Source organism: Marinobacter sp., from assembly GCF_044799475.1.
GTDB lineage: Bacteria > Pseudomonadota > Gammaproteobacteria > Pseudomonadales > Oleiphilaceae > Marinobacter.
Genome location: NZ_CP085217.1, coordinates 1,302,367 through 1,325,104, shown reverse-complemented (window position 1 = coordinate 1,325,104; position 22,738 = coordinate 1,302,367). Strand labels below are relative to the sequence as shown.

Below are 22,738 nucleotides of genomic sequence, written 5' to 3'. Positions count from 1 at the left end.
ACCGCTGGCTCTCTAATACAACAACAACGGAGACAAAGCATGAACGAGACATTACCAAGCTACACCAGCGGCATCTCCGACAAGCCGCTGCTGGGCATGACCATTGGCGACATGCTGGACCGTACCGCCGCACGGTTCCCCGATACCGAAGCGCTGGTGGCTCTGCACCAGGACATCCGCTGGACATATCGCCAGTTTCAGGAAGAGGTCAACCGCGCCGCCCGCGCCTTTCTGGCCCTCGGCGTCAAGCGTGGTGACCGGGTTGGCATCTGGTCTCCCAACCGCTACGAGTGGACCATTACCCAGTTTGCCACCGCCAAGCTGGGCGCCATTCTGGTGAACATCAACCCGGCCTATGGGGTGCATGAACTGGAATATGCCCTTAACCTGGCCGGCGTCCGCTTCCTGGTCACTGCGGACAGCTTCAAGGCTTCCGATTACCGGGGCATGCTGTATGAACTGGCACCGGAGCTCAAGGCCAGCAAGCCGGGAGAGCTCAAGTCCAGCCGCCTGCCGCAACTGGAAGGCGTTATCAACCTGAACGCCGAGAACCATCAAGGCATGTGGTCCTGGAGGGACTTCATGAAGCGGGGGGACGACGTCAGCCAGGCCCAGGTGGATGAGATCCAGACGAGGCTGCAGTTCGACGACCCCATCAACATACAGTTCACGTCCGGCACCACCGGAGCGCCCAAGGGCGCCACTCTCTCACACCACAACATTCTCAATAACGGCTATTTTGTGGCGGAGAGCATGAATTTCACCGAACGCGACCGACTGGTGATCCCGGTGCCGCTCTACCACTGTTTTGGCATGGTGATGGCCAACCTGGGCTGCGTCACCCATGGCGCGACCATGATCTATCCGGGCGAAGGCTTCGAGCCGCGCGCGGTACTGGAAGCGGTCCACAGGGAGCGGGCGACCGCTCTCTACGGCGTGCCCACCATGTTCATTGCCGAGCTGGGTCATCCGGATTTCGAGGAGTTCGATCTGTCCAGTCTGCGCACCGGCATCATGGCCGGCTCCATCTGCCCCTCCGAGGTAATGAAGCAGGTCAACGGCCGGATGAACATGAAGGAAGTGCAGATTGCCTACGGTATGACCGAGACCAGCCCGGTATCAACCCAGACCAGCTCCAGTGATCCCTTTGACAAGCAGGTCACCACGGTGGGCCGTACCCAGCCACACCTGGAGACCAAGGTGGTAGACCCGGCGACCGGTTTTATCCTGCCGCGAGGCGAGATCGGCGAACTCTGCACCCGGGGCTACAGCGTGATGCTGAAATACTGGAACAATGAAGAGAAGAGCCGGGAAGCCATCGACGAGGCCGGCTGGATGCATACCGGTGATCTGGCCCAGATGGACGAAGAGGGCTTTATCCAGATCGTCGGACGTATCAAGGATATGGTCATCCGTGGCGGTGAGAACATTTATCCCAAGGAAATCGAGGAGTTCCTTTATACCCACCCGGCTGTGTTAGAGGTACAGGTCACTGGCATTCCCGACGAGAAATACGGTGAGGAACTGATCGCATGGGTCAAGCCCAGGCCGGAGGCGGATGACGTCACTGCCGAGGACCTGCAGGCCTTTTGCAAGGGCAAAATCGCCCACTTCAAGATTCCCCGTCATTTCAGGTTCGTGGAAGAGTTCCCGATGACCGTGACCGGCAAGATCCAGAAGTTCAGGATGCGGGAGATTTCCATTGAGGAGATGGGGTTGAAGAAGTGACCCGTTAAATGAAACAGTTATTCATTCTTAAAAAACCCCGGCCAGCCGGGGTTCTTTTTTCAGCTCAACATCCTGCCTCAACTTAGATTCTTCTTAACGAACTTCTGTATCTCCCCCACGATACCCGACCGGAAGGCAATGACCGTCAGGATAAAGATTGCGCCCAGTATGGCGTCCACATAGTCTCCAAGCGCTCCCTGGGAAAGCTGATACTCGAGGTTGACCACAAAGGCGGCACCAACCACCGGCCCCAGCAGAGTGCCGGTTCCCCCCAGCAGCGTCATCAGAATGACCTCGCCGGACATGTGCCAGTGGGCGTCATTCAGCGACGCCAGCTGGAAAACCACGGTCTTCATGGAGCCTGCCAGGCCTGCAAGCCCCGAGGACATGACGAAGGCCACCAGCTTGTACCAGTTCACGTTATATCCCAGGGAAATGGCTCGGGGTTCATTCTGTTTGATGGCTTTGAGCACCTGACCGAAGGGTGAATTCACGGTCCGCTGCACAAGCAGGTAGCCAAACAGGAATACCGCCAGCACCAGATAGTACATCGCGGTGTTGTTGCTGAGATCCACCAGGCCGAAAAGATAGCCTCGCGGCACCCCGTGCATGCCATCCTCACCGCCGGTGAATTCGGCCTGTACAAAGAAGAAGTAGACCAGCTGTGCCAGCGCAAGGGTGATCATCGCGAAGTAGATGCCCTGGCGGCGGATGGTGACCAGGCCGAAGGCAAGTCCGAGCAGGGTCGCAGCACCTGTGCCTGCCAGGATGCCCATTTCGGTAGTGACGCCGGGGTAGGTCGAGAGCAGATAGCCGGTGGTGTACCCGCCGCATGCCAGAAAAGCCGCATGACCAAAAGACAGCAGCCCCGTGAACCCGAGCAGAAGATTAAATGCTACCGCAAACAGGGCAAAGCACAGAATCTTCATCAGGAATACCGGGTACATGACCGCCGGCGCCAGTAGTAGAAGTGCCAACAGTACAAGGTTGAGAATCAGCTTTTTCCGGTCAGCGGACTTCTGCTGCTGGGCCATGCTGATTCTGATTTCTGACTGATTTACCGAACCGGCCATGGTTACGCCTCCTTACCAAACAGGCCTGACGGACGTATTAACAGAACCACGACCATGACCAGGAAAATGACGGCGGATGAGAACTCCGGCCAGAACACCTTGGTGAAACCCTCAATAACGCCCATCAGCAGACCCGTGATCACTGCCCCCGCAATGGAGCCCATGCCACCGATAACTACAACCGCAAACACGACAATCAGGATGTGAGAGCCCATGACCGGAGTGACCGAGTATATGGGAGCAGCAAGAACACCGGCAAAGGCCGCCAGGGCAACTCCGAAGCCATAGGTCAGACTCACCAGCAGCGGCACGTTGATGCCGAAGCCCTGCATCAGTTGGGAATCTTCCGTGCCAGCACGGAGATAGGAGCCCAGTTTGGTCTTCTCGATCACGAACCAGGTTCCGAAGCACACGAGCAGCGCCATCAGGATGACCCAGCCCCGGTAATAGGGCATGAACATGAACCCGAGGTTCACGCCGCCCTGAAAGACTTCCGGCATGGAATAGCGCAGGCCGGATACACCGTAGATATTCGTCAGTACACCCTGGATCAGCAGGGCCACCCCAAATGTGAGGAGCAGGCTGTATATGTGATCCTCATGCGCAATCCGGCGCAGCAGAAAATACTCAATCAGCACCCCGAAGGCGCCTACCACCAACGGAGCCAGGAAAAGGGACACCCAGTAGTTGACCCCGAAGGCATCAAACATCACCACCGTGCAAAGCGCACCCAGCATATAGAGGGCGCCATGAGCAAAATTTATGATTTTCAGCAATCCGAAGATAACCGCCAGGCCAAGACTTAACAGAGCATAAAAGGCGCCGTTAATCAGTCCCAGCAGCAGCTGGCCCAGAAGCACAGCAATGGGCACTCCCAATATCATGGTCATGTCGAGAACTCCAAGGGCATTACCGCTGGCACAACCGGTCAGCGAATCTGATCAGGACAGTTGGCCCCTTCCCCCCTTCGCAAAGCGCGCGCCAGGGAGAAGAGGCATTTGCAGTCAGAACATCAGTTTTTGGTTACGAGCGGACACTTGCTTTCGGACAGCGGACGATATGCTTCCTCGGCAGGAATGGTCCGGACGATCTTGTAGAGGTCCCATTCGTCCTTGGATTCCTCGGGTGTCTTGACTTCGGCAAGATACATGTCGTGAACCATGCGGCCATCTTCACGAATGATGCCGTTTTTGGCGAACATGTCGTTGATGGGAGTGGCCATCATCTGCTTCCGAACATCCTGGGCGTCATCAGACCCGGTTGCCTTGACGGCGTTCAGATACTGCATGGTACTGGAGTAGATACCAGCGTGGACCATCGTTGGACGGGCGCCTGTAGCCTCATAAAAACGATCAGACCAGGCACGGGTCTCATCGTTCATGTCCCAGTACCAGCCAGTGGTCAGCTGGATGCCCTGGGCAGTCTTGGGACCAAGGGCGTGTACGTCCGTCAGGAACAGCAGCAGAGCCGCCAGGGTCTGACCGGACTGGGTTACTCCGAATTCATTGGCCGTGGTGATGGCATTGGTGGTGTCAGCCCCGGCATTGGCAAGCGCAACGACGTCGGCTCCGGAAGATTGCGCCTGGAGAATGAACGAGGAGAAGTCAGAAGTGGGGAAAGGATGGCGCACAGTCTGGATCACTTCGCCGCCATTTTCCTCAACAACTTTGGTGACGTCCCCCTCGAGGGCGTGACCGAAGGCGTAATCCGCCGTCAGAATAAACCATTTCTTGCCACCCTCCTTCACAACGGCACTGGCAGTGCCGTTGGCGAGCGGATAGGTGTCATAGACATAGTGGATATGGTTCGGCGTACAGTGCTCATTGGTGATGCTGGATGCCGCAGAGCCGGATACAATCCCCAGCCGGTTGTTGGCCTCAAGAATATCGCTGACCGCGATGCTCACCGAAGACGCCACCAGGCCTGCTACCATGTCGACCTGTTCATTTTCCACCCAGCGCCTTACGGTACTTGATGCAACGTCCGGGCTGTTCCGGTCATCGGCGCTGTCTACCTCAATTTTGGCACCGTTGACGGTGCCACCAAAATCGGCCACAGCCATTCTCAGTGCCGCCAGGCCATTGGGGCCCGCCAGGTCACGATAAGTTCCGGACATGTCCGCCAGGTAGCCAATCTTGACCGTGTTATCCGATATCGCTGCCTGGGCACCGCTTACAAGCATGGTGGAGGCAATTGCCGACGTCAGGAGCTTTTTCATAATTGTCATTGTTGTATCTCCGTTTGGTGTCTTGGTTCTCTTTGGCTTTATCAGGGTCCGGAGCTTCCGGTTCTGATTCCCGGCCTGCGGGGCCAGTTTCCGGCCAGTTCCGTTCTCTGCTACCAGGCGTCAGACGCCAAGATAGTCATTGAGCAGTGACTGCTTGGCTGCAAGCTCATCACTGCTGATTTCTTCAGCGATCAGGCCATGTTCCATCACGTAGTGACGGTCCGCCAGTGGCGCTGCGAAATGAAAATTCTGCTCTACAAGGACGATGGTCAGGCCCTTGGCCTTTAACTTCATAAGCACATCCGCCAGGGTCTGCACTATGACAGGTGCCAGGCCCTCGGTGATCTCATCCAGCAACAGCAGGTTGGCGCCGGTACGCAGGATCCTCGCCATGGCCAGCATCTGCTGCTCCCCCCCTGACAGTTTGGTGCCCTGGCTGAACCGCCGCTCATACAGATTGGGAAACATTGAATAGATTTCTTCCAGACTCATGCCGCCACTACGAACCACTGGCGGCAGCAGAAGATTTTCCTGAACGTTGAGGCTGGAGAAAACACCGCGGTGTTCGGGGCAGTAACCCACTCCCAGGCGCGCAATCTGGTGCGGCGCGCAGGCCAGGGTGTCATTGCCGTTGATCATGATGGAGCCGGTGCGGCGTCCCACCATGTTCATGATGGCCTTGAGCGTGGTACTGCGGCCGGCACCATTGCGGCCCAGCAGGGTCACCAGCTCGCCACGGCGCACCACCATATTGATACCGTGCAGAATATGGGATTCGCCGTAGAAAGCGTGCAGCCCGGAAATCCGCAGCTGTTCGTAATCCCTGTCGACTCCCTCACTCATTGCGCCACCTCCGCTGCCGTCGAGGCGGTGCCCATGTACACCTCGCGCACCCGTGGATCGTCGGATACCTCCTGATAACTGCCTTCGGTCAGGACAGAACCCTGGGACAGCACGGTGATACGATCGCACAGCTTGCTGACCACACTGAGGTTATGCTCCACCATAAGCACTGTTCTGCCCTTCGCCGCCTTCCGAACCAGCTCCACTACCCGCTCGACGTCTTCGCCACCCATGCCCTGGGTGGGTTCGTCCAGCAGCAGCAGCTGCGGCTCCATCGCGAGGGTAGTGGCCAGCTCCAGCGCACGCTTGCGGCCATAGGCCAGCTCCACAGTCAGCGTATCGGCGAACTCTGCCAGCCCAACCGAGTCCAGCAGTTCCATGCAGCGCTCGTTCAGGCTGTCAAGGGTGCGGGCGGATTTCCAGAAGTGAAAACTGTTGCCAGCGAAACCCTGGAGCGCGATCCGCACGTTCTCCAGCGCGGTCATATGGGGGAACACGGCAGAAATCTGGAAGGAGCGAACCACTCCTTTGCGGGCGATAGCCGCTGACTTCATGGCCGTGATGTCCTCGCCCTTGAATAGAATCTTGCCCCGGGTGGGCGGAAGAAACTTCGTGAGCAGGTTGAATACTGTGGTCTTGCCCGCGCCGTTGGGCCCGATCAGGGCATGAATATGCCCCTGTTCAACCTTCAGGTTGACATCGTCCACCGCGACGAAGCCCTTGAATTCCTTAACCAGGCCACGGGTTTCCAGAACTAATTGGTCACTCATGGTGCCATGCCACCTCTTATTTTTGTTTTCATGTAGAACCCTATCACAACAGCAGTTGACGTTAACGTCAATATAAAGCGGGCGCTGTCGCTATTAGACTTTGAGCTAACAGCTTTTATGTCCTATGACAGCGACCGGTTCCGGCTGTCTGACTTCACGCTGAACCATTTCCATTCCGGGAGTCGGCGACTATAGGCGTCACGAACTCACGGATGGCGGTCACTACAAATTCTGGCTGCTGGTTCTGGGGGAAATGACCAGCATCCGGTATTAAAATGCCACGCGCATTCTGTCCGAGTCGCTCCACGATGGTGTAAACCTGGTCGGGTAAGCCGTACTCGTCATTCTCGCCCTGCATGATCAGCGCGGGACATCGGATGTTCGCCAGCCATGGCTCGAAGTTCATACGCCGCTGGAATCCGGGTTCAAGCCAGGTATCGTGCCAGGCATCAAAAAGCAGCCTGCCACGCTCGCCATGGCGACGGGCAAGCCGCTCCGGCAGGTCGCTTGTCCGATAACGCTCGCCAGCTTCCCGGATTCCCTTGATGGTAAGCGAATCCACGGTTAAGTGAGCGGCTATCGAGATAACCCCCATGACCCTGTCGGGCATGGCGCCGGCGCCAACCAGAACGATGGAGCCGCTGTCACTGTGCCCCACCAGGATAACTTTCTCCAGTTCCAGTGCGGCCAGCAGACGCGGCAACCAGATTTCCCCTTCCCGTTCAAGATAATCCAGCGGCCGGGGATACTCTTCCTCTGTTGAGCGACCATAGCCCCTGCGATCATAGGCAACCACGTCAAGGCCCGTCGCCAAAGCAAGCCGCTCGGGAAAATCCCGCCACAGGTCAATGCTGCCGAGGGCCTCATGGAGCAGGACCAGGGTATAATCCGACGCCGGCTGCTGATGCCAGTGTCGGACCTGGAGCCTGACACCGTCACCCAGCTCAACTGCCTGGTCCGAAATGCTGAGGCCACTCATCTTTGCGCGGGAATGGAGTAACTGATAGTGGCATGAGCCACCGGATCTTCACTGCCCTCGGAGCGAAGGTAGACCTCCCCCACCCCAAGTACCCGGCCCACCTTGAACATGCGGGCGTATGCGACGATAGGCTGTCCGGCCACCGGCTTGCGCAGGAAACTGATATTGAGATTGCTGGTCACAGCCAGCGGCACAAGGCCGATCTGGCTGAGCAGCGCTGCATAGAGTGCGACGTCTGCCAATGCCATCAAGGTAGGCCCCGACACCGTGCCACCCGGCCGCAGGTGCTCATCACCCACCGTCAGACTCATCTCGGCCCAGCCCTCCCCCGCGCGCTCCAGGGTGCCGAAGCGCTCACCCTGGGGAAACTGCTCGGTCAGGAAACGCCTCAGTTCGTCCGCCGAAACTGTCATTGCTCCAGTTCCTCCCTGGCCTGGTTACGCAGGATAAAGCGCTGGATCTTGCCGCTAGGCGTCTTGGGTAGCTCAGAGACAAACTCGATTTCCCGCGGATAGGCATGAGTGGACAAGCGACGCCGGACCAGCTCCTGCAGCTCGGTCTTGAGCGCCTCTTCATCGTCCGGCTCATGGCCGGAGCGGATCACCACGTAGGCCTTGATGATAGCGCCCCGTTTCTCATCCGGCTTGGCCACCACGCCTGACTCAGCCACAGCGTCATGCTCCAGCAGCGTGCTTTCCACATCTGCCGGGCCTACGCGGTAACCGGCCGTGGTAATGATATCGTCGTCACGGCCACTGAACGAAAAGCTGCCGTCGCCATGGGCGATGGCCATATCTCCGGTCAGGTAATAGCCCCCGGTAAACGGGTCCTTCTCGCCCCAGGTGTAGCCATCAAAGCAGAACAGCGGCGACGCCTCCACATCCACCGCCAGTTGCCCCACTTCACCGGCACCCACCTCCTCGTTTCTTTCATTGAGTGCCACCACCCGATGACCGGGCGAGGAATAACCCATTGAGCCAGCCTCTTTGGGATGGGACAGGGCGTGGAAGTTGCAACAGGTCATACCGGTTTCGGTCTGGCCATAATGATCCAGCACTACGCAGTGATGACGGCGGCTGATCCAGTTGGTCACCTCGGGATTCAGCGGCTCACCGGCACTGCTGGCAACGCGCAGACCCAGGACCTCTCCCTCCGGCAGCACATCGTCATTGGCCTTGAGCAGTCGGTACGCTGTGGGGGCCGCCGCGAGGTTGGTGATCCCGTACTTGCGGATCATGTCGTAAGTGGTCTCAGGGGTGAAAGGATTCGGGTTGAAGTGGGTGGCGTGTCCCATCAGCAGGGGGCCGATCACCGCGTAGTAAAGACCATAAGCCCAGCCCGGGTCGGCGACGTTCCAGAACACATCTTCTTCCCGCAGGTCGATGGCGTACTTCATGTAGACATAGAACGACAGCAGCGCCCTGGCCGGTACCGCAACCCCTTTGGATTTACCCACAGTGCCGGAAGTGAACATCTGCAGGAAGGGGTCCGAGCCTGTGATCATCACCGGCTCGAAATGGTCGGACTGCTGCTCCAGAACCTCATGAAAATCAGCAACCTCAGCACCGGTATCGGCTGCGGATACGCAGATTACCGGCGGGCAATCCTTCACCTCGGTGAGCTTGGGATAGTTCACCGCGTCGGTCACCACCAGGCGGGTGCTGGCCCGCTCCAGGCGATACTCGATGGCACCGGAGCCAAAGGCAGTGAACAGCGGCTGGTAAACCGCTCCGGCCCGCAGGGTACCGGCAATCACGATCAGCAGTTCGGGGCTGCGGGGCAGAAGGCCGGCAACCCGGTCGCCCTTGCCGATGCCCTGGGCAGCCAGGTAGTTGGCAAAACGGGCAGAGGCTGCTTTCAACTCGGCAAAGGTCAGCTTGCCTGAGCCGCCATCCGGCGTCTCGTAGAACAGCGCGACCCGCTCGGGGTCGTCTTTCGCCCACTTGTCGCAGATCTCGTGGCATATATTGAGACCGGACTCCAGGCTGCCGTCCAGAATCTCGTCAGCCAGACGGTCAGGGTCGAAATCTTCGTAGACGGATGCGTATTCCGGAAGGGCCATGATTAGCTCCTGTTGTTTTTGTAGTAGGCTTTTCGTGTATCAGATTTAGCACACCTTTCTGTTTACGTACAGGTAAGCCTGGAGACGGATCAGGCTCCCGCAAGAGTCCGACCCGGATCCCGTGACCTAGTGCTTATCCTGATAATAGAACCGCTGAATACTCGAGAAATCCAGGGTGCCGTTGCCCTGGCTGGCGTGCAACTGGAACAGGTTGCGGGCCAGAGAGCCCATGGGCACGGCAGCCTGGTTTTTCACTGCGTTGTCCAGGGCCAGCCCCAGGTCCTTGTTCATCAGGTTCACCAGAAAGCCGCCCTGGTAATCCCGGGATGCCGGCGCACCCTCCATGACGCCGGGCCATGGGTTGTAGACATTCAGTGCCCAGTTGCCGCCGGAACTCTGTTTCATGATTTCCGACAGCACGGCCGGATCCAGGCCGTTCTTCACACCGAGAGCCAACGCCTCGCTGGTGCCACTCATCAGGATGGCCAGTAGCATGTTGTTGCAGATCTTCGCTACCTGTCCGGCGCCGTGGGGGCCGGCGTGGAAGATGTTCTTGCCCATGCCTTCGAGGATGGGTTTGGCTTTTTCGAAGGCCTCCGGCTCACCGCCGCAGATGAAAGTGAGTGTGCCGGCTTTGGCCCCGCCGACGCCGCCGGAAACCGGGGTGTCCATGAAGGCGATGCCCTTTTCGACGGCGGCTTCGGCCACCTTGCGGGCGGTCTCCGGGGCAATAGTGGAGGAATCCAGCACCATGGTCGTTGACGGAATACTCGCCAGCAGACCATTGTCGCCCAGATACACCGTTTCCACATGGTGGCCGGCAGGCAACATGGTGATCACGCATTCGGCGGCGGCTGCAGCCTCCTGCACGCTGGCTGCGGATTTCGCACCTTCATCCACCAGGGTGCGGACCGCGTCTTCGGAAAGATCAAACACTGTCAGGTCGTGGCCGGCCTTCAGCAGGTTGGAAGCCATGGGTCCACCCATGTTGCCCAGACCGATAAATGCAATAGTCGCCATTGTTATTCTCCATGCTGTGTAGGTTCAGGCAGGGTTTTCAGTGCCTGTGAAAAATTCATCCACCCAGACCGGGTCAACGCTCGCCAGGTCCGGGTATTGCCACCTTGGCTGCTTGTCCTTGTCGATCAGCAGGGCCCGGATACCTTCGGCAAACTCGCCTTTCTCCAGGCTCTTGAGAGAGATCGCACGCTCACTGGCGAGAACCTCCGACAGGCTTTTCAGCCGAGACTCATGGAAATGCCGCCACAGAATGGCCAGGCTTGTGGGCGATCCGGAAACCAGGGTCCTGGCTGCAGTCGTGAGCCAGGGGTCTGTGTTCACAAAACGGCTGATGTTGTCCACCACCTCAATGAGAGAATCGCCATCCGTCATGGTCTGAATCAGGTCAAAATGGGCGCGCACCGTGGATCCGGGCCGGGCTTCCCGTGATTCGCTTTCAAAAAGCCGGAGCGCCTTGCTGATGCCGGTATGGGGTGCCTCGCCCAGTTTGGTGTTCAGCAATACGGCCATGACATCGTCCCGGCGGTCGTGGCTGATGAAGCGGTCCGCCAGACCGGTGAACAGGGCATCGGCGCCATTGAGGCGTGCGCCGGTAAGGCCAAGGAAGAGGCCGGTGCGGCCGGGCATGCGGTTGAGGAACCAGCCGGCGCCTACATCGGGATAAAGCCCGATGGTGACTTCTGGCATGGCGAGCTTCGAGTTCTCTGTCACCACCCGGTGAGAGCCGCCCACCATGAGGCCGATGCCGCCGCCCATCACCAGGCCATTGCCCCAGACCACAACCGGCTTGGGATAGGTGTGGATCAGGTAGTCCAGCTCATACTCATGGGTGAAAAACTGCTCTCCCACGCCGGGCCGGCTGCGGTCAGAACGGGGTTCGGTCATGTCCCGGTAAAGGGCCACTATATCACCGCCGGCGCAAAGGGCCCGGTCGCCCTCGCCTTCCAGCCAGATGGCGTGGATCATGTCGTCGTCGGCCCAGGCAATCAGTTTGGCCTTGAGCAGGAATATCATGTCCAGCGAAAGCGCATTCATGGAGCGCGGGGCATTCAGCCGGGCAACCCCTATGCGGCCGCCATCGGCCACCGCCAGTTCTTCGAAAACTACGGACTGTTCATTCATAAGATCCCCTTTCCCCTAGCGGTTTTTCCATTCCGGTGAACGCTTCTCCAGAAAGGCATTCACCCCTTCCCGCTGGTCTTCGGTACTGAACAGGTCAACGAACAGCTCCCGTTCCATGCGCCAGCCGTCACTGTGACTGCGGCCTTCCCGGGCGCTCATCACAAGGGTCTTGCAGCGGGCGGTGGAAGACGGGCTCTGCTTGCAGGCCATGGCGGCCAGTTCCAGGGCCTTGTCCAGGGCAGCGCCTGTGGGGACCACTTCCTCCACCAGACCGATGCTCAGGGCCCTATCCGCTTTTATCCTTTCACCGCACAGGATCATGCGCTTGGCCCAGCCCTCACCCACCAGCCAGGGCAGGTTCTGGGTGCCGCCGGCGCAGGGCAGAAGGCCCACGCTGGCTTCCGGCAGGGCCATCTGGGCCTGCTCTTCCGCAATCCGCAGGTCGCAGGCCAGGGCGCATTCCAGTCCGCCGCCCATGGCATAGCCGTTGATGGCGGCAATGGACACGCCGCGAAAGCGGCTCAGGGCTTCAAAGGCGCGACCAAATGCCTGGGCCATGTCATTGGCTTTCGCAGGGTCGCCGTCGGCGAAGGTTTTGAGATCGGCGCCGGCGGAAAAGAATTTCTCTCCCTGGCCGGTTACCACCAATGCGAAGATGTTGTCATCGCCATTGAGGGCTTCCACCGTATCCGCCAGTTCGCCCAGGGAATCCCGGGTCCAGGTGTTGGCGGGAGGATTGTTGATGGTGATAATCGCGATGTGGTCGCGTTTTTCAAGCTGAATCAGTGAGCTCATCGAAAATCTCTCCATTCCTTGTGTGTGTCCGGCGTGCCCGTTTACTGGATGGCCTCGGCAACACCCGGCTCCAGGATCCGGCGGGCAATGATCATCCGCATGATCTCGTTGGTACCCTCGAGAATCTGATGCACCCGCAGGTCGCGGACATAGCGCTCAAGGGGGTATTCCCGGATATAGCCGTAACCGCCGTGAAGCTGCAGGGCGTCGTTGCAGACATCAAAGCAGGCATCGGTGGCGAAACGCTTGGCCATGGCGCAGAGCATGGGGGCTTCGGCGTGGCCTTCATCCAGTCTGTAAGCACCGAGGCGCACCATCTGGCGGGCAGCAACCAGATTGGTGGCCATGTCCGCCAGCTTGAACTGCAGGGCCTGAAAGCCCCCCAGAGCCTGGCCAAACTGTTGACGCTCATGCATGTAGTTGCGGGCCCGCAGCAGGGCGGCCTGGGCCCCGCCAAGAGAGCAGGTGGCTATGTTCAGACGGCCGCCATCGAGGCCTTTCATGGCTATGCGGAAGCCTTCACCTTCATCGCCCAGCCGGTTCTTCGCCGGCACCCGGACGTTCTCAAAGGTGATCTGGCGGGTGGGCTGGCTGTTCCAGCCCATTTTTTCTTCCGCCTTGCCGTAGTGGATGCCTTCGCTGTCCGCCGGCACGGCAAAGGCACTGATGCCTCTGGCCCCGCTGTCCGGCGCGCCGGTTCTGGCCATTACCACCAGCATCTGGGTGCTGCCGGCGCCGGAGATGAAGACCTTGCTGCCGTTCAGGACATAGTCGTCACCATCCGGCACCGCCCGGGTCCGCAGGCTGCCGGCATCAGAACCGGCACCTGGCTCGGTCAGACAGTAGGAGCCGAGCCATTCACCGCTGGTCATCCTCGGCGCAATGGCTTCCTTCACATGGTCATTGCCAAAGGTGGCGACCATCCAAGTGGCCATATTGTGGATGGTGATATAGGCCGCAGTTGAGGGGCAGGCCGCAGCCAGTTCCTCAACGATGACCGAGGTATCCAGACGGGAAAGCCCCATGCCGCCCTGGGCTTCCGGTGTGTAGATTCCGCAGAGTCCCATGTCTCCCGCTTCGCGGATTACATCCACGGGAAAGAAATGCTCGGCATCCCATTCAGCGGCGTGGGGCGCCATGGCTTTTTCGGCAAAGGCCCGGGCGGCATCCCGGAATGCCAGCTGGTCGTCCGTCAGATCAAAATTCATCGGCTCTCCTTCATGGGCCCGGCACCTGGCCCTGCAGGTAAAAAGAAAAGACTTCTGCTGTTGTGATTTCCCCGATGCTAACACGGCCTGGCGCCTTTCCTGATTGACTAAATTTCGCCCATGATGGACTATATTTCGCCCACCCATGTGGATCCGAGCAAGTCCATGACGAGAATCTCCCAGTGGCCAGTACCGCGGGACAGCATCCGGTATGTCATCCCTGAGCCTGTAATCAGAGCGCTTGCCGAACACCCATTGACCCGGGACCTCTATCCCGTTGCGTTCGGGCATTACCGGAAAGCAGCCGGGCACCATATGCACCGGGAATATCACAACGACGATCTTTTGATTTATTGCACAGAAGGGGAGGCTTACCTGAGAATTGGGGAGGAGCCCTGTGTGGTGCGAGGCGGAGATCTTGTGCTGTTGCCTGCCGGGGCTGCTCATCGTTACACCGCAGCACCGGACAACCCCTGGAGTATTCACTGGGTGCATTACACCGGCCCGCTGGCGCCGGATTTCCGCAAACACATGGGCTTTGGAAAGAGCGCGCACGTCCTGCACCTGGGACGCCAGCCGCGACTGCTCGTAGACTTTAACGGCCTGTTGTCCGTGCGCCAGACGGGCTTTCGCACCCCGGGGCTGGTGCATGTGGCAAACCGTCTGCGCCAGCTGCTGGCAGCTGTGCCGCTAAGTGCGGGAGAAACCATCCAGGCCCAGCAGCCAGACCTGGAGCTCATCCATGGCTTCATGCGGGAACATCTCGATGAGCGCATCAGCCTGAACCAGCTGGCCGACCTGGCGGGGCTGTCGCCGGCCCATTTCGCGACCCGGTACCGGGCCCTTACCGGCGTTTCTCCCATCCAGCATTTCCTGCACCTGAAGGTAGAGCAGGCCTGCCAGATGCTGGATACCACCGAGCTGTCATTCACGCAGATCAGCGATCTGCTTGGCTACGACGACAACTACTATTTCTCCCGTCTGTTCAAGAAGGTCATGGGCCAGTCCCCCACGGACTACCGCCATACCCGGCGCCACTAGGAAAAATCAGTCGCGGCTGGTGGCAAGCAGCCTGGACTGGGAATGTTCTGCCATCTCCCGCAGGTAATCCCAGGTCACCCTGACCCGTGCAATGTCCTTCAGCTCCTCGGGCATCATCATCCAGAAAGTACGGCTAAAGCGGATCTGGCCTGGCAGGACTACTTCCAGCCGGCTGTCCGGGTCAGCAGCGAAAGCCGGCAGAATCGCCAGCCCTGCACCAGCGGCCACAGCTTCCTGCTGGGCGAGAATACTGGTACTGCGAAGGCCCACATCGTCCGAGCCGCCTACCTCATCAAGAAACAGCAGCTCCCGGCTGAACACCAGGTCATCCACATAACTGACAAACCGGTGATTTTTGAGATCTCCGCGCCTGCTTATTTTTTCATGCTGCTGGAGATAATTTCGGCTGGCATAAAGCTGCAGTACATAGTCTGTTAACTTGGTGATGATGTAGGGCCCCCGCTCCGGCCGCTCCAGGGTGATCGCTATGTCGGCTTCATGGCGAGAAAGCCGCAGTGCTCTCGGCATGGCCAGAAGATCGATGTGGAGATGGGGATACCGCTGACAGAAGTCGGTCAGCTGTGGCGCCAGCAGTGATGTGCCATAGCCCTCGGTAACCCCGATGCGCACATGCCCGGATAACCTGTCCAGGATCTGGGGGAGCTCCTGCTCGATCTCCACGCTGGCGCTCTCCATCAGCTCGACCCGCGGCAGAAGGTTCCGCCCCGCCTCCGTGAGGATGTAGCCGGAGGTTTCCCGCAGGAAAAGCTGCACCCCGAGGTTTTTCTCCAGCGTCTGAATACGCCGGGACACTGTCGTGTGATCCACACCCAGCCTGCGGGCGGCGGTGGTGAGGCGCCCTGCCCGGCTCAGTTCGAGAAAGTAGCGCAGGTTGTTCCAGTCCATGCTGTTCGCCCCGCTGTGCAAAAATGCAGACCAGCTCTGCATCGCGACCCATTGTTGCATGGACAAACGCACTGATACCATCAGACTAAATCTTCCCCGGCATTTGCGCCGGGGCACCAACAACAGCCATTCCTGGACAGGTGAACCCATGACTTCGAACCAGAATGTTCCTACCGTCAAACTTCTGATCGACGGCAAGTTCGTCGAATCCGCCACCACCGAGTGGACCGAGGTAATCAACCCCGCGACCCAGGAAGTACTGGCAAAGGTCCCTGCGACCACGCCGGAAGAAATGGAAGCGGCCGTCAGTGCTGCGAAAAAAGCATTCAAAACCTGGCGCAAAACACCCATCGGTGCCCGTGCCCGGATATTCCTCAAATACCAGCAGCTGATCCGCGAGAACATGAGCGAGCTTGCGGCGATACTCACCGCCGAGCAGGGCAAGACCATCCCCGACGCAGAAGGGGACGTCTTCCGCGGCCTTGAAGTTGTGGAACATGCCGCCGCCATTGGTAACCTGCAGCTGGGCGAAATGGCCAATAATGTTGCTTCCGGGGTGGATACTTACACCCTGCAGCAGCCCCTCGGCGTCTGCGCGGGCATCACACCTTTCAACTTCCCGGCCATGATCCCCCTCTGGATGTTCCCCATGGCCATCGCCACGGGCAACACCTTCGTTCTCAAGCCTTCCGAACAGGATCCGATGGTCACCATGCGGCTGGTCGAACTGGCCGTTGAAGCCGGCATCCCGGCCGGTGTACTCAACGTGGTTCACGGGGGCAAGGACGTGGTCAACGCCATCTGTGACCATCAGGACATCAGGGCAGTCTCTTTCGTGGGCTCCACGCCGGTTGGCACCCACGTGTACAACCGGGCCTCCCAGGCCGGCAAACGTGCCCAGTGCATGATGGGGGCAAAGAACCATGCCGTGGTCATGCCTGACGCCAACCGGGAACAGACTCTTAACGCAATTGCCGGCTCTGCCTTCGGCGCAGCTGGCCAGCGCTGCATGGCGCTGTCAGTGGTGGTTCTGGTGGGCGAGTCCGCTGAGTGGATACCGGACATCGTGAAGCGGGCAAAAACCCTGAAAGTGAACGCCGGCCATGAAAAGGGCACAGATGTTGGGCCGTTGATTTCCCGCACTGCTCTGAACCGGGTAAACACCTTTGTGGAGAAGGGCGCAACCGAGGGCGCAAAACTGGAACTGGACGGCCGCGGTCCGAAAGTGCCCAGCTATGAGAAGGGCAACTTCATTGGCCCCACCGTGTTCTCTGGCGTGACCCCGGAGATGAGCATCTACCGGGAAGAGATCTTCGGCCCTGTACTTTGCATACTCACCGCTGACTCCATGGATGAGGCCATCGAACTGGTCAACGCCAACCCCCATGGCAACGGTACTGCGGTCTTCACCCGTTCTGGCGCGGCCGCACGGCATTTCCAGGAGGAAATCGACGTGGGCCAGGTGGGCGTGAACGTGCCCATTCCTGTTCCTGTGCCCCTGTTCTCCTTCACCGGCTCCCGCGGTTCCAAGCTGGGCGACCTTGGCCCCTACGGCAAGCAGGTCATTCAGTTTTACACCCAGACCAAGACGGTCACCTCCCGCTGGTTTGACGAGGACGATGTAGGCACCCTGAACACCACAATTTCCCTGAAGTAACGCAACTGGCCTCCCCCTCCTCAGGTGGGAGGCCTTTTCTGTTTCCGGACCACGACTGGTCGGTCTGCCGGAAATCCTGATCCACTTCTGGAAATGCTGACCCCTTCCCTTCTGATTTCCCGCCACAAAGCTGTAGCATGAAGTCCTGACCGAAAATCAGGCGATTACCCCATGGCCGATATTGTCGACAGCAAAACCCGGTCCCGGATGATGTCCGGCATAACGGGCAAGAACACGAAACCGGAAGTGCTGATCAGGAAGCACCTGCACAGCCGGGGATTCAGGTTCCGGCTGCACCGGAAGGACCTGCCGGGGAAGCCGGACATAGTCCTGCCAAAATACCGGGCGGTGATCCTGGTGAACGGCTGCTTCTGGCATGGTCATGGTTGCGCCCTGTTCAAATGGCCGGGTACGCGAAAGGAGTTCTGGGAGGAAAAGATCAACGCCAACGTTAGCCGGGACCGTCGCAACATCAACGCTCTCAGGGACATGGGCTGGCGGGTGTTTGTGGTATGGGAGTGTTGTATTCGTGGTCCGGATTCTCTGAGCGTGGGTCAGGCCGCAGACAGGATTGAACGCTGGCTGAAGGAAGGTGGCGAGTTCTCTGAGTGTCCCTGAGTTTCCGTGCCTGCAGATCCGTGCATCAGTAAGCGAACAGGCTAAACATCAAGCATCTCCGCCGTCAGATTTGGCGGACGGTAGCTTTTATCCTGCTCCCAGCGCTCCCGAACCGACATGTGTATCTCCGTGGGAATGTCGTCGTACTGAAGTGGCCGCTCCAGTGGCCGGGCAAAACGGAAAACGTGACGGCGGGACTTGTGGAGTTTTGCGAGAGGGCCTGTGTTTACCGATTCCGGCAGATGGCCCTCAATCTCCAGGCCCGCCGCTGCCGCCTCATCGACCATCCACTTCAGCGGGTAATCAGAAGCCAGAAGAGCGTTTTCATCCGCCGGATAACCACCGCCCACATCACTGTGAGAACCGGCAAACCAGACCTGTCGAAGATCCAGCCCAGGCCTTGGCAGCCAGAGGGTCGGCTCGAAATCCTCCCGTCTTTCGTCAATGGCCAGCGCATGCCTTGCAATGCGGACATTGGCGCCCAGCTTGGTGTCGTAGAATTCGTCCTTGCTGTCAAAAAGGCCCATGAGAGAAAAGGGCACGCCCAGCGCTCCCACCGTATCCCAGGCGCCGGCAAAACGGATCTCCCGGGACTCATGGCTGTGGTCCCGGCGAAAGCGGATCGAGGCTTCGCCCTCAGGAGCCCAGGCCTTTCCGGGCTTCTTGTAATGGTCGAAGGCCTGCTGGATCAGCCGGGCATCCGGTCGTTTGAGAATGCCACAGTTGTTGACCAGCCCACACAGGGAACGGATGGTGTAGGCGCCACGGCTGAAGCCGAACAGATAGATTTCCGTGCCGGTGGTGTAGTTCTGCACTATGTAGCGATAGGCATCCATGACGTTCTTATGAATGCCGCTCCCAGTCACGCCGCCGATGATGGCACTGTGATAGGACCCTATACCCCAGTCATAGAAAACATGCTGTGCCTGACCATCCGCCGCGAGGGGTGCAATGGCCCTTGCCAGCCGCAGGACGTTGGTGGGAACGTCTTTCTGGAGATCTTCTTCCGGACGGTTCCAGGTTCCGTCCGCACACACTACAAGCCGCTTTGCCATGACCGACTCCTTTCGTCTGGCTGAGTACTGCCGCAAAACAAGTATAGTCCACAGGATTTCAAAGCGCGCCGAGTGGTTGAAGCAGCGCACTGGATGAGTTGGCCGAGGATAGCTACCATACATTCAGACAATAGGATTATGATCTTGCCTGTTTAAAATGAGAACTCCATTCATCCACTGATTCGAACCCGCCATGCCAGATATCATTGTAATGTTCTTTCTGCTCGGCCTTGTTGCAGGGGTCCTGAGATCCGATCTCGCCATACCCAGGGCCGCCTACGACATCCTCAGCCTCCTGCTGATGCTTACCATCGGACTGAAAGGTGGCATGGCCCTTTACGGCAACCTGCACCCGGCGCTTCTGATCGAAGCTGCGGCCATTGCCGGCCTGGGCTTCGCAATACCGCTGCTGTTGATCCCGTTGCTGCGTTACGGGGTGAAACTGTCACTGGCGGATACCGCCAGTTTTGCCGCCCACTACGGTTCGGTAAGTGCCGGCACGTTCGCCGTTGCCCTGGCCTGGGTGGAAGCCAGAGACCTGGATGTGGGGGGCCAGGTGACCCTGTATCTGGTGCTCCTTGAACTACCCGCCATTCTGGTGGGGTTGTGGTTCTATCGCCGCTTCAGCAAATCCAGACCAAAATCCGAGGCCGCACCCCTGTGGCAGGAAACCTTCACTAACCGCAGCGTGGTGCTGCTGGTGGGCGGCGTGATCATCGGGGCGCTCTACGGCCCGGAGAAAGGCGTCGGCGTCACAGCGCCCCTGACCGGGGCATTTTCGGTCATCCTCTCCCTTTTCCTCCTGGAAATGGGGCTGGTGGCGGCTGAGACCCTCCGCGGCCTGAGTCTCAGATACTGGCGCATCATCATGTTTGCCCTCTGCATGCCTCCGATTCTTGCCATTCCCGGGCTTGCAACAGGAGTGGCACTGGGCCTGGATACCGGCTCCGTTGTGATTCTTGCATCCCTGACGGCAAGTGCGTCCTACATCGCAGCCCCGGTAGCTGTCCGGCACGCCATTCCGGAAGCCGATATCGGGCTGACCATGCTGGCCTCCCTCGGTGTAACCTTCCCGTTCAATGTTTTGCTGGGCATTGGGCTATATCATGGCATGCTGACGTTCGCTACAGGCTGATGCCACTGCAGGCATTCCATTCTGGTCGCAACTCAGGCTCCGGGAGCCCTCCATGAAAATTGTCTGTATCTCGGATACCCACGGCATGCATCGCCAGGTCTCTGTTCCCGGCGGGGACCTGCTGATTCACGCCGGCGATTGCCTGGGGGTGGGAAGCCTGGAAGAACTGGAGGATCTGAATGAGTGGCTGGGCAGCCTGCCCCACCGGCATAAAATTCTGGTTGCCGGCAATCACGACTGGTGTTTGCAGGACGAACCCGACGAGGCGCAGAAACTGGTAACTGCTGCCGCCTACCTGCGGGACAGCGGCGTGATGATCAACGGTCTGAGATTCTGGGGCAGCCCCTGGACGCCGGTCTTCCATGACTGGGCGTTCAACCTGAAACGGGGTCAGCCGCTGGCAGAACGCTGGGCCCTCATTCCCGCGGAAACAGACGTTCTGATCACACACGGCCCGCCGGCCGGCATCCTGGATGGCGTCATGACCGGCATCCACGAACAGAGCGTGGGCTGTGAAGAACTGAGAAAGGCGGTGGATCACCTTCAGCCACGGCTGCATGTTTTTGGCCACATCCACGAAGGCCATGGCCAGCATGAACAGGACGGCACCCTGTTCGTCAATGCCAGCACCTGCCTTGCCAGCTTCAAGCCCCTCAATCCGCCCGTGGTGATCGAAATCTGAACAGGGGAGGCAGTAAAACCGTCGGCCCCAAAAAACTTTTTAGACTTTGAACCTGGACACCAGGTCCCTGAGGCTCTCGCCGAGTCGCGCCAGCTCATGGCTTGCGTCGCTGGTCTGGCTGACGCCGATACCACTCTGCTGGGCTGCTTCCACAATCCGCACCACGTTTTTGTTGATCTCCTCAGACACCTGCCCCTGCTGCTCGGCAGCGGCAGCAATCTGGGTTACCTGGTCATGAATGGTGCCCACGGAGTTTTCGATGGTTCGCAGCACTCCCGCAGCGTGATTGATGCGCTCCACCGTTTCTCCGGAGCGAGTCCGTGATTCCCGCATCCCCTCTACGGCGCCACGGGTTTCATTGATGAACCCTTCAATCATCACACGGATCTGGCCAGCCGACTCAGAACTGCGACGGGCCAACTGGCGAACCTCATCAGCTACCACTGCAAAGCCACGGCCGTGCTCCCCCGCTCGCGCCGCCTCGATCGCGGCATTGAGCGCCAGCAGGTTGGTCTGATCGGTAACCGCATGGATTACGTCAAGGACCTGCTGGATGTCACCGGACTTCTCCGCCAGCTTGTCAATGGCGGCTGCGCTTCTGTCAATATCGTCCGACAGCTGGTTGACAGAAGTCTGGGTGTTGGCAACCGTCTCCCCACCTTCCCGGGCAAGGCGATCCGCATCAGAGGCAGCGCCTTCCACTTCGCTGGCATTGCTGGCAATCTGCTGGACCGTGGCTGCCATTTCACTGATGGCAGAGGCAATCTGATCCGTTTCCGACCCCTGGACCTGAACCGAGCCACGGGTTTCAGCGGCCACGCGGCTCAGCTCTTCCGCAGCTGAAGCCACCTGGTCGGTGGTCGAGCCAACTTCCCGGATGGTGTCCTGAATTCTCGATACGAAGGCGTTGAAACGGTCACCCAGCTCCGCCAGTTCATCAGTACCTTCAGCAGGCAGCCTCTGGCGCAAATCCCCTTCGCCCTGCGCAATGTCCTGCATGAGATTGCTTACGGTTTTAAGAGGCTGGGTTACAGATCGTCCCACCACAATACCGATTCCCATGGCGAGCAGAACCACAACTACGGAGTCCACCGCCATAAGCGTCAGTGTGGCCCCTGCCTGCTCCTCAATATCCTCTTTTGCGGCTGCCACCATCTGATCGATATCGGTGGTATAAACCCCTGCCCCCATCATCCAGTCCCATTCGGGGATTATAATGGAATAGGAGACTTTCGGTTCTTCCTTTCCCGACGCCGGATTTGGCCAGTTATAACCGTGGAATCCGTCATCCCTGGCAGAGGCTATGATATTGCTGACCAGCGTCCTCACTGCAGGTTTTGTCGTGGGACCTTCGGCAGCAGGATTTGGCCGGTAGGCAAGATTGTTCAGTTCCATATCATAGGCGAACACATAGTTGCTATCGCCAAAGTCGATGGATCTGAGGAGTTCTCTGGCCCGGCTTTTGGCTTCTGAGTCGCTGAGCCCCGGGTCTGCCATCACGCTACGAACTGCGGAACTGGCGCTTTCGACCAGATTCTTCAGACCCTCCTTACGTGCGTCCAGAAGGTTCTGCTCCAGGCGTTCCACCTCCTGTGTCCCCTGATTCTGAATTTCACCCATTGCCACCCAGGCAATACTGGCGGCCGTAACGATTACGGGCAACATGGTGGCCAATAGCAGCCGTGACCGGATGCGCAAATGGTTGAGCAACTTCATGGGGAAAACCTGAATCAAGAGAGGATTTGGCGGGACATAGCCAGCGACACCTCATTATCCTCTGATGGCATTTGCGTTTCAGTTTCTGTTTGTTAAATAAA

At 58.9% G+C, this 22,738-nt stretch carries 21 protein-coding genes; 6 read left to right on the top strand and 15 right to left on the bottom strand.

Annotation, left to right across the window (positions count from 1 at the left end):
- Positions 1–39: 39 nt before the first annotated feature.
- Complete coding sequence (locus LG327_RS06180) at positions 40–1,728, top strand: AMP-binding protein (RefSeq protein WP_404367250.1); 1,689 nt, start codon at positions 40–42, stop codon at positions 1,726–1,728.
- Positions 1,729–1,805: 77 nt separating this feature from the next.
- Here the strand turns inward: LG327_RS06180 and LG327_RS06175 are convergent, their stop codons facing one another.
- The 12 genes from LG327_RS06175 to LG327_RS06120 form a co-directional block, all read right to left on the bottom strand.
- Entirely contained in the window at positions 1,806–2,801 is a 996-nt protein-coding gene (locus LG327_RS06175; RefSeq protein ID WP_404367247.1) for a branched-chain amino acid ABC transporter permease, read from the bottom strand.
- Positions 2,802–2,803: 2 nt separating this feature from the next.
- A complete protein-coding gene (locus tag LG327_RS06170) occupies positions 2,804–3,691 on the bottom strand; it encodes a branched-chain amino acid ABC transporter permease (RefSeq protein WP_404367244.1) in 888 nt (295 codons plus the stop codon).
- A gap of 122 nt (positions 3,692–3,813) precedes the next feature.
- Positions 3,814–5,028, bottom strand: a complete 1,215-nt coding sequence (locus LG327_RS06165; protein WP_404367242.1) for an ABC transporter substrate-binding protein — start codon at positions 5,026–5,028, stop codon at positions 3,814–3,816.
- A gap of 120 nt (positions 5,029–5,148) precedes the next feature.
- On the bottom strand, positions 5,149–5,871 hold the full coding sequence (locus LG327_RS06160; protein ID WP_404367235.1) for an ABC transporter ATP-binding protein: 723 nt from the start codon (positions 5,869–5,871) through the stop codon (positions 5,149–5,151).
- Complete coding sequence (locus tag LG327_RS06155) at positions 5,868–6,641, bottom strand: ABC transporter ATP-binding protein (protein ID WP_404367232.1); 774 nt, start codon at positions 6,639–6,641, stop codon at positions 5,868–5,870. Before LG327_RS06155 ends, LG327_RS06160 begins: the two co-directional genes overlap by 4 nt.
- A 154-nt stretch (positions 6,642–6,795) precedes the next feature.
- On the bottom strand, positions 6,796–7,620 hold the full coding sequence (locus LG327_RS06150) for an alpha/beta fold hydrolase (RefSeq protein ID WP_404367229.1): 825 nt from the start codon (positions 7,618–7,620) through the stop codon (positions 6,796–6,798).
- Positions 7,617–8,033 carry a PaaI family thioesterase gene (locus LG327_RS06145; RefSeq protein WP_404367226.1) on the bottom strand — a complete coding sequence of 139 codons (417 nt, stop codon included), beginning with the start codon at positions 8,031–8,033 and terminating at the stop codon, positions 7,617–7,619. Before LG327_RS06145 ends, LG327_RS06150 begins: the two co-directional genes overlap by 4 nt.
- Positions 8,030–9,682, bottom strand: coding sequence for an AMP-binding protein (locus LG327_RS06140; RefSeq protein WP_404367224.1), 1,653 nt, complete (start codon positions 9,680–9,682; stop codon positions 8,030–8,032). The genes LG327_RS06145 and LG327_RS06140 overlap by 4 nt, the downstream gene beginning before the upstream one ends.
- 126 nt (positions 9,683–9,808) lie before the next feature.
- Entirely contained in the window at positions 9,809–10,702 is an 894-nt protein-coding gene (mmsB, locus tag LG327_RS06135) for a 3-hydroxyisobutyrate dehydrogenase (RefSeq protein WP_404367221.1), read from the bottom strand.
- A gap of 24 nt (positions 10,703–10,726) precedes the next feature.
- Positions 10,727–11,824: an enoyl-CoA hydratase/isomerase family protein gene (locus LG327_RS06130; RefSeq protein WP_404367218.1), complete on the bottom strand. Its 1,098-nt coding sequence runs from the start codon at positions 11,822–11,824 to the stop codon at positions 10,727–10,729.
- A gap of 15 nt (positions 11,825–11,839) precedes the next feature.
- Entirely contained in the window at positions 11,840–12,619 is a 780-nt protein-coding gene (locus LG327_RS06125; RefSeq protein ID WP_404367215.1) for an enoyl-CoA hydratase, read from the bottom strand.
- Positions 12,620–12,660: 41 nt separating this feature from the next.
- Positions 12,661–13,827 carry an acyl-CoA dehydrogenase family protein gene (locus LG327_RS06120; protein WP_404367211.1) on the bottom strand — a complete coding sequence of 389 codons (1,167 nt, stop codon included), beginning with the start codon at positions 13,825–13,827 and terminating at the stop codon, positions 12,661–12,663.
- A 165-nt stretch (positions 13,828–13,992) separates the two neighbouring features.
- Here LG327_RS06120 and LG327_RS06115 point away from each other — a divergent pair, with 165 nt between their 5' ends.
- Positions 13,993–14,868 carry an AraC family transcriptional regulator gene (locus LG327_RS06115; protein WP_404369262.1) on the top strand — a complete coding sequence of 292 codons (876 nt, stop codon included), beginning with the start codon at positions 13,993–13,995 and terminating at the stop codon, positions 14,866–14,868.
- A 6-nt stretch (positions 14,869–14,874) separates the two neighbouring features.
- Here the strand turns inward: LG327_RS06115 and LG327_RS06110 are convergent, their stop codons facing one another.
- Positions 14,875–15,774 (bottom strand): LysR family transcriptional regulator, encoded by a 900-nt coding sequence (locus LG327_RS06110; RefSeq protein WP_404367208.1) that lies wholly within the window; start codon positions 15,772–15,774, stop codon positions 14,875–14,877.
- 148 nt (positions 15,775–15,922) lie between these two features.
- On the opposite strand from LG327_RS06110, the gene LG327_RS06105 reads away from it, so the two are divergent.
- Positions 15,923–17,431, top strand: coding sequence for a CoA-acylating methylmalonate-semialdehyde dehydrogenase (locus tag LG327_RS06105; RefSeq protein WP_404367205.1), 1,509 nt, complete (start codon positions 15,923–15,925; stop codon positions 17,429–17,431).
- 171 nt (positions 17,432–17,602) lie between these two features.
- Positions 17,603–18,049, top strand: coding sequence for a very short patch repair endonuclease (locus tag LG327_RS06100; RefSeq protein WP_404367202.1), 447 nt, complete (start codon positions 17,603–17,605; stop codon positions 18,047–18,049).
- A 41-nt stretch (positions 18,050–18,090) separates the two neighbouring features.
- On the opposite strand, the gene LG327_RS06095 is transcribed toward LG327_RS06100, so the two are convergent.
- Positions 18,091–19,104 carry a DUF2235 domain-containing protein gene (locus LG327_RS06095; RefSeq protein ID WP_404367199.1) on the bottom strand — a complete coding sequence of 338 codons (1,014 nt, stop codon included), beginning with the start codon at positions 19,102–19,104 and terminating at the stop codon, positions 18,091–18,093.
- 193 nt (positions 19,105–19,297) lie between these two features.
- On the opposite strand from LG327_RS06095, the gene LG327_RS06090 reads away from it, so the two are divergent.
- Both LG327_RS06090 and LG327_RS06085 read left to right on the top strand, forming a co-directional pair.
- A complete protein-coding gene (locus tag LG327_RS06090) occupies positions 19,298–20,239 on the top strand; it encodes a sodium-dependent bicarbonate transport family permease (RefSeq protein WP_404367196.1) in 942 nt (313 codons plus the stop codon).
- Between the two features lie 52 nt (positions 20,240–20,291).
- Positions 20,292–20,921 carry a metallophosphatase domain-containing protein gene (locus LG327_RS06085; protein WP_404367193.1) on the top strand — a complete coding sequence of 210 codons (630 nt, stop codon included), beginning with the start codon at positions 20,292–20,294 and terminating at the stop codon, positions 20,919–20,921.
- Positions 20,922–20,960: 39 nt separating this feature from the next.
- Here LG327_RS06085 and LG327_RS06080 read toward each other — a convergent pair whose 3' ends face one another.
- A complete protein-coding gene (locus tag LG327_RS06080) occupies positions 20,961–22,637 on the bottom strand; it encodes a methyl-accepting chemotaxis protein (RefSeq protein WP_404367190.1) in 1,677 nt (558 codons plus the stop codon).
- Positions 22,638–22,738: the final 101 nt, after the last annotated feature.